Raw genomic sequence first — 7,657 nt, forward strand, 5'->3', positions numbered from 1 at the left:
CAACACCTTGACCGTGCCGCCGGAGGAGCTGAGCGACAGCGATCCGCCGACGTTCTCGATCAACTCCGCGATCTCCGGCCCCGTATGTTTTGTCGTGCCCTCATCCAGCAGCCCACCCATGAGCGCAGCCAGACCGGCCTGCTCCGCCGGTTCGCGCAGGGCGACCTGCGAGACATGCGCTGACGCAACGACAATCGGCAGCCGATGATTCTCCCATAGCAACAGCACCAAGCCGTTCGGCAATACGAACCGCTTCGTGTCCTCGAGCGAGAACTCTGCCGGAGGGCTCGCTCCCGCGCCGGCCGTGGCCGACGCCGAATCGTCGCGGCGACTTAGCGATAACCGCATCGCTCCGCGCCGCGGCTCTCGTTCCCAAGCTCTGCCTGGGAACGCACTGCCTAGAAGGCTCTGCCTTCTCATCGCCGGCGCATCGGCACCGGCCCCTTTGCTCTCCTCCGGCTTCGGCACCGACCAAACTACAACCCGTTTTTCCGGATCGAGATACTTCTTCGCCACGCGCTGAATATCGGCCGCAGTCACCGCCGCCAGCCGCGGCAGCATCGCCTTGAGCCACGGCAGATCGTTATTCGTCAGCCCCTGGGCCATGTTGTCGGCCATATTGTGGACGCTCTCGCGATCGAAGATGGCGCCGGCGATGATCCCTTGCCGTACTCGGTCCATTTCATCCTTCGGCACGGGCTCATTGGCTAACCGCTTGAACTCGGCCAGCACCAATTCCTCGGCATGGTTGCGTTCCTTGCCGGGGAGCAATTCAAGCTGCACGCCGAACCAACCCGGATAGCGCCCCCAGGTGTGGAAGGCGTCGGCCGAGCTGGCGATCTCTTCCCCTTCGATGAACTTCTTGTAAAAGCGACTGGTCTTGCCGCCGCTGAGCACGCTTTGGGCCACTTCGAGGGCCGGCAGATCGGGATCATTGCTATCCACCGTGTTGAAGCCCATCAACATCCGCGGCACCTCGAACTTCGAGGTGAATTCGTGATGCACCGGCGCCTTGTGCTCGATGGGCACGGTCGGCTTGCGCTCAGGAAGCGCCTCTTTCGGGATCGGGCCGAAGAGCTTCTTGATCGTCGCCAGCGCTCGATCCGGATCGATGCCGCCGCAGACGATCAGCGTGGCGTTGTTGGGATGATACCATTTGTCGTAATGGGCCTTGATAATCGTGGCCGTGGCGTCTTCCACTTGCTTCCGCTGCCCGATCACGGGATGACCATACGGATTCTTGGGGCCGAACAACAGCGGCAGAATCGCTTTCTGCTCGAGGTCCCAAGGCTCGTCTTCATCGCGGCTCAGCTCGGCGATCACCGCCCCTTTCTCCTGCTGAAACTCGTGACGCGCGTCGATCTTGAGATTCCGCATCCGGTCGGCCTCGACTCCCAGGGACATCTCCCAGCGATCGGCCGCCAAATCGAAATGAAAGATCGTGTAGTCGGTTGAGGTGTAGGCGTTATTCGCCCCCCCGTTGATGAGCGTTTGATGATCGATGTCGCCCGGCATGAGCTTGTCGGTCCCCTTGAACATCAGGTGTTCGAGGTAATGCGACAGGCCCGTGTTATCGAGATCCTCGTCGGCCGATCCGACCTTGTAAGCGACCATCGTCGTGACCACCGGCGAGGTCGGGAACGGCTTCAAGTAGACCCGCAGGCCGTTGGCGAGCGTTTCCTCGCGGACGCCGTCGTAGAGAGCGGCAGACGCTTTGAGGGCCGCGTCGTCGGACTTGGCGGACGGCATACCGAACTTGATATACGCGTCATGGACAAATACGTCCCTGCCGTCGAAGGCCGGCGATCTTGACGCTGCCGCCGCGATAACGGCGAAGCATACCGCAACGGCTACTCCAAATCGAAAACGGCGTTTCCCTAGATCGAGATGCATAACGACTCCTTATGGAACGAGTTCAGAGATTGCCGTCGTCGAGATTCATTGGGTCCATCGTACTGTGTTTCCTACCCTTGCGGCCAGCGGGGAATTCCACGCGCGGAAACGTCCAACGAAGTCATCGCATGGTCGCCGCTCCAAGCAATTAAGAGCCTATCCGAGAACCGCCGGGGACTGTCCCCTTTTGTGGAGTCTTCGGAACAAAAGGGGACTGTCCCCCTCTCCGCAGGCGGTTCTCGGATAGGCTCTAAATACGACCCATGGCGAAAAAATGTTTGCAATCGCGGAAGCCTGCCTATAATCAATGTCTATACCTTGGGGGGGCGAGGGAGGGCGTCCATCGCTTCCATCTCGACCTCTCGTCACACGACAATCGATTCCGGAGGATCGTTTATGTCGCGACGTGCTTGGCCGTCGAACATGTGCTTGGTGCTCGGATTGCTGTTTGCCCTGGGGCCGGATGCGAGGGCGCAGGGCGCCGATCCGCTGGCCCAATCGATGGGGCTGACGCGCGAGTCCAAGAGCTTGCCGGTCTGGAGCAAGCCCTCGGCAGGCGCGGTCCGAAAGTTGACCGATGCGGTGAAGTCCGACGATTCGTCGATCGTGCTGGTCGGCTCGCCAAAGATCGGCTTTGGAACCGCTTGGGTGCTGTCGAACAAGAATCGGCTGCTCGCCACCAATGCCCACGTGGCCGATATTCTCCACAAGGCCGGCGGAAAAATGCTCGGCATCCGCAACGGCACTTCCGAACTCTACACGATCGACCGAGCCTGGTATCACCCCGGGGTGATGCGGTACGTGAACAACGGTTTCTCGGTGCGCTCCTCCAATCCCGATACGGGCGGAGTCAATCCGACCTGCCCCGACGTGGCCGTCTTGCACGTGGCCGACGGCGCCGACTTGCCGCCGGAACTATCGATGGCCTCGGCGACGGAGATGAACGATTGCTTCGCTCAGCCCGTCGGCATGTTCGGCTTTCCGGGCCACGACACGACGCAATGGCCGGGGCTCGGCGAGAAGGCTGTCGGCACATTCCGGGAAGGGGTAATCGCGCGGCTGACCGATTTCCGCGGCAACGCCGGCGCCGCGCCCGCGGAGCTGCAATTCCTTCAGCATACGATGGCCAGTTGGTTCGGCTTCAGCGGCTCGCCGATCTTCTTGCCGAATGGGCATGTCGTGGCCCTGAACAACTCGGGCAAATCGGAAACGCAAAACGGCCTCTCCGTGTCGCTGGCTTACGGCGTGCGCATCGACTGCCTCTGGGAACTCCTGGCCTTCCACAATCTAGACATCCTCGTGCCGATCCCGATCGAGAAGGATAAGCTGCTCTTGGATCGCTACAACCACCCCGATCCGAATGAGGAGAAATATCACAAAGCACAAGACCTGACCTACGAGGCGTATTATCTCAGTTCCGATCACAAGTATTTCGAGGCGGTCACGAAATGCAACGAGGCCATCGCTCTGGCCCCAAACTTTGCCGCCGCATACAGCGAGAGGGCTCGCGCCTATAACGGTTACGTGATCGATCTGAATGATTCGCTGGGGACCTCGCAAGGGGGGCGGCAGCTTTACTACGACCAACTCGCCTTGGCCGACGACAAGAAGTATTTGCAGCTTGCCCCGACCGATGCGGAGGCCTATGAAAGCGTCTGCAATGGAATGATGGGCGTGCAGATCGCGACCACAGGTTACAGCCGGAATTCGCAGGTGGAACAGATGCTCACGAAGCTGCTGGAGACCAATTCGCTTACGGCCGTCGATCGCTCGACGGCGTATCGAATGCGGTCTGAAGCCCGCGGATATGAGACGGAGTCGCTTGGCGACATGAACGAAGCGGTGCGCTTGGTGCCGTTCGACCCCGACGCTTATTACGGACGCGCGCAATACTGGAAGGGAAAAGACGACAACCGTTATGCCGCCGACATCCGTCGTTCGAATGAATTGCGCGACGCGCAGACGAAGAACGGCCAGGCCTGGAAGATGGCCACTTCGGCGAACAAGTCCGACCGAAACGGCCAAGAGGCATACCGAATTGCAGCGGAGATTTGCCAGGCGACCGACTATGGCTATTGGCGCTACCTGCTGACGCTAGCCGCCGCCTATTACGAGTGCGGCGACTTCAAACATGCCGCCGAATACGGCGACAAAGCCCTCAAGTTGACAACCGAGGACAACGATAAATCGTACTGCAAGCTGTGGCAGGATTATTTCCTGCAAAAGGTGTCGGGCGGGAGCAACTGAACGGCAACTCAGTCAATGACGAATGGCAGCGTCTTGTCAAAGTTCGCGCGCTCGTCCACTTTAGTTAGTCTCCGACTAGCTTGCCATTCTCGACCTACATCCAGTCTAATGTCTTTGATATGGATGGATTTGCTGCCCTACGTTTTGCCGCACCGCTCGCGTCGATCGTGATCGCGGCTGGCTGCACTCGAAGTTCGGGAGGGAATGAGAAAGGCGGACCGCCTGCGGTCAATTCCGTTGCCGCAGTTGAGACGCGTGACGCCGGCGCACCATCAACCGCAACTTTGAACGGCCGCGACGATTGGCCGGCGTGGCGCGGGCCGAATGGCGATGCCGTCTCGACGGAAACGGATTGGACGAACGATTGGCCGGCCGGTGGTCCCAAGCAGCTTTGGACCGCTTCGGTCGGAGTCGGATTCAGCGCCGTGTCCGTTGCGGGTGGGCGGGCCTACGCGATGGGGCACGACTCTACCGAGCCGGAGAAGGAAAAGGAGAAGCTCGGCGACGATACGGTATGGTGCCTCGACGCAGTGACGGGATCGGTTATCTGGAAGCATTCCTATCCGTGCAAACAGGTCGCCAACCTGCACGAGGGCGGCCCTTCCTCAACGCCGGCGATCGACGGCAACCGCGTCTACACGCTCAGCAAGGAAGGGCATCTATTTTGCTTCGACGCGACCAACGGAGACGTGATTTGGACGGTCGAGTTGCAGAAGCTGCTCGATGTCGAAATGCCTCCCTGGGGATTCTCCGGGTCGCCGCGCGTGTTCGAGGACAAAGTGATCCTCGATGCCGGCCCGACCGTGGCGTTCGACAAGAACACCGGCAAGGTCGCGTGGAAGAGCAAGGATCATGTCGTCGGCTACGGCTCGCCGACGCTGTTCTCGGTCGCGGGAGAGCCGCTCGTGGCCGTGCTCAACAATCAGTTCCTGATGGTCCTGCGGGCGAAGGACGGCACGCTCGTGGATCAGGCCCCGTGGACCAGCTCCTTTGCCACGAGCGCGACCACTCCCGTCGTCGAGCCAGCCAACCACGGCGCGACGATCTTCATTTCCACTGGATACGACACCGGCTGCGCGCTCTACGACTTGACCGACGGCCAGCTCACCCAGCGATATAAGAACAAGCACATGCGCAACCACATGGCCACCTGCGTGGCGTGGAAGGACGTGCTGTTCGGCTTCGACGGCAATGCCGACTCGCCCCCGGCGCCGCACGTCTGGCTCGTCGCCCTCAAGCGCGACACGGGCGAAGTGCTTTGGAAAGAGCGCGGGCTCGGCGCTGGAACGTTGATGCGCTCTGGCGACAGATTGATCCTGTTGAGCGACGACGGCCGACTGGTGATCGCCGAGGCCTCGGAGAAGGAATACAAACCGCTCGCAACGGCCGAGGTGCTCAAAGGAAAATGCTGGACCATGCCGGTCTTGGCCGACGGGCGCATTTACTGTCGCGACGCCGCGGGGGACGTCGTCTGCGTCGATGTGAGGATGCCGTAAATTGGATGCGGCTAAACGCAAGGGCGGGCCTCCGGAGAAGCCCGCCCTTTGCACTCAACTCGTCGCGGCTTGTCGTACTCCCCAGTCGGCTCGCCGCGACGCGAGTCGTCCGCTGGGGGAGCGGTTAGTTGCCTTGCGGCGACGGGAGAAAGTTGATCGATCGAATCCAGTTGTCTTCGATATCGGGCGCCGCGGTCCGCGTCATGGATTCGGCGGGCTGAGGCCGAATTTCCGTTGGCCCTTCGGCCGACGTCGGCGGCAGCCGCACCGGGCGGTTGGGATCAATGGTCGCGGGTAAGGCGGCTGGCGCAGTTTCTTGAGTTCCAAAACCGTCGCATCCATTCGCCGGCCCCTGAAACCAGCGACCGCGCGGATAGGCGTGGTAGCGCACCGGCGACATGATCTCGATCCCATACGGCCGCGTGCCGAGTTCCGTCCCATTATTGAAGTTGGTGAACATCTCGATGGCCTGTGCCGGGGAGACGAATGCTCCGGTGGCCAATAGCAAGGCGAAGATCGCGCGGCGTGTCATGACGACTCCTGCGGCTAGTAGCGGCTGGATGATGCGGCGACGTCCGGACCGGGGAAACCTAGGGGTGGAAATCTGATCCACGTGGCTCGCGGGTTGGCTACCGCGGCGGGCCCCGGCGGCGGGCGTCATCAAACTCTGCGGCGCAATGTTGCATAAAGCAAACGCAGGCGTTGCATTTTTTCAAGAATCCCCAGTCTCCGCAGGCGATAAAATCCGGACATTCCGGCCCTATCATTTCCAGCTCCTTCGGCCTATCAATTGTAGGGTGTGTCACGCGAAGCGCGGACGCATCGAATACCGCCGTTGCGTCCGCGCTTCGCGTGACACACCCTATCCGAATGTCTCCGTCCGGCGACCGGGATTGTGATGCACGAATGATGAATGGCGTTACCATCGCATCAGGTTTCTTCGTGGCCGTGACACCGGTCGCGATGGCGGCTTGCGGCGCCGCGATGCTTGCCCGCGGCTTTCGTGCGGTTCGCGGAACGACTCTGCTCGCGCCCTGGCTTTGGTCGATCGGGTCGCTGGCGATCGTCGCGATCAGCGAAACGGCGATCGCCGTGCTCCACGCGGCACAAACTCCCGCCACGGCGCAGTTGCGGCTGGCCGCCGCCGCAACCACGTTTTGCCCGCTGGTGGCGCTCTTAGGCGCGAAGCGGCCGCAGGATCGAGCTTGGCAATGGATCGTGCTGTCGTTTTGGGTGATTCTCAGTTTGCCTACCGCCGAGGCCTGGCTGATGCGGCCTAGCGAGCCGCCGACGGTGCATCCTGTTTGGTCGTGGTTCCTGGCGGTGCTCGTCTTTTTTGGATGCGCGAACTATCTGCCGACGCGATTCTGGCCGGCCGCTATCCTGGCGGCGGCGGGGCAGATCGTGCTCAATTGGTCTTACTTGCCGGCGCCGTTGCCAGCCCTGCCGGAGATCGCACCACTCATGGGATTGGGTATGTTGGTGGCTGCGCTCGTCGCCGCCAGCGTGATTGGCGTTCGACCACTTCGCGGGAACGAATCGCTCGATCGGCTTTGGCTCGACTATCGCGATCGGTACGGCGCGGTTTGGGGATTGCGAGTTGCCGAGCGAATCAATGCGGCCGCAAAGTCTTACGGTTGGGACGTTCGCCTCGGCTGGTATGGATTCACAGCGGGCCACGGCGGTCTGGTCACTGTAGTCCTGCCGGAGCAGCGAGCGGAAATCGAAAAGTCGCTGCGGACCGTGCTGCGCCGATTCGTTTCGGCGGAATGGATCGATCGTCGGCTCGCGGTTTGCAATCCGCACACTTCGCTTCCCTCCGACAAGACTGGCATTCCCACGACAAGCGAAGCATAATCGGTAGACGACAAACCACCTGCAGACCATCAGGAATGCTATCAGGAGATCAATCATGAGCGATGCAGCGGAAAGCCCTCTGGGATCGGATTCGACCCACGGAAAGGTTCAGGAGACGATGGAGCATTTCGCCCACGCGGCCTCGGAATGTTGCTCCGCATGGA

5 protein-coding genes are annotated in these 7,657 nt (G+C 61.2%); 3 read left to right on the plus strand and 2 right to left on the minus strand.

What is annotated here, in order from left to right; all coding sequences use genetic code 11:
• Positions 1-1,749 (minus strand): insulinase family protein (locus VGY55_04660; GenBank protein HEV2969260.1); only part of this gene is annotated, 1,749 nt, incomplete at its 3' end.
• A gap of 540 nt (positions 1,750-2,289) precedes the next feature.
• Between VGY55_04660 and VGY55_04665 the strand changes: the two genes are divergently transcribed.
• Both VGY55_04665 and VGY55_04670 read left to right on the plus strand, forming a co-directional pair.
• Positions 2,290-4,140, plus strand: a complete 1,851-nt coding sequence (locus VGY55_04665) for a serine protease (protein HEV2969261.1) — start codon at positions 2,290-2,292, stop codon at positions 4,138-4,140.
• A gap of 284 nt (positions 4,141-4,424) precedes the next feature.
• Entirely contained in the window at positions 4,425-5,636 is a 1,212-nt protein-coding gene (locus VGY55_04670) for a PQQ-binding-like beta-propeller repeat protein (protein ID HEV2969262.1), read from the plus strand.
• A gap of 124 nt (positions 5,637-5,760) precedes the next feature.
• Here VGY55_04670 and VGY55_04675 read toward each other — a convergent pair whose 3' ends face one another.
• Entirely contained in the window at positions 5,761-6,168 is a 408-nt protein-coding gene (locus tag VGY55_04675) for a hypothetical protein (protein ID HEV2969263.1), read from the minus strand.
• A 377-nt stretch (positions 6,169-6,545) separates the two neighbouring features.
• On the opposite strand from VGY55_04675, the gene VGY55_04680 reads away from it, so the two are divergent.
• Positions 6,546-7,493: a hypothetical protein gene (locus VGY55_04680; protein HEV2969264.1), complete on the plus strand. Its 948-nt coding sequence runs from the start codon at positions 6,546-6,548 to the stop codon at positions 7,491-7,493.
• The last annotated feature ends 164 nt before the right edge of the window (positions 7,494-7,657 follow it).

Source organism: Pirellulales bacterium (genome assembly GCA_035939775.1).
Classification (GTDB): Bacteria; Planctomycetota; Planctomycetia; order Pirellulales; family DATAWG01; genus DASZFO01.

What these genes read in the sequence shown, in the direction of transcription:
- VGY55_04665 (HEV2969261.1), top strand. Translation starts at nt 2,290, where the DNA reads ATGTCGCGACGTGCTTGGCCGTCGAACATGTGCTTGGTGCTCGGATTG.
- VGY55_04675 (HEV2969263.1), bottom strand. Translation starts at nt 6,168, where the DNA reads ATGACACGCCGCGCGATCTTCGCCTTGCTATTGGCCACCGGAGCATTC.
- VGY55_04680 (HEV2969264.1), top strand. Translation starts at nt 6,546, where the DNA reads ATGAATGGCGTTACCATCGCATCAGGTTTCTTCGTGGCCGTGACACCG.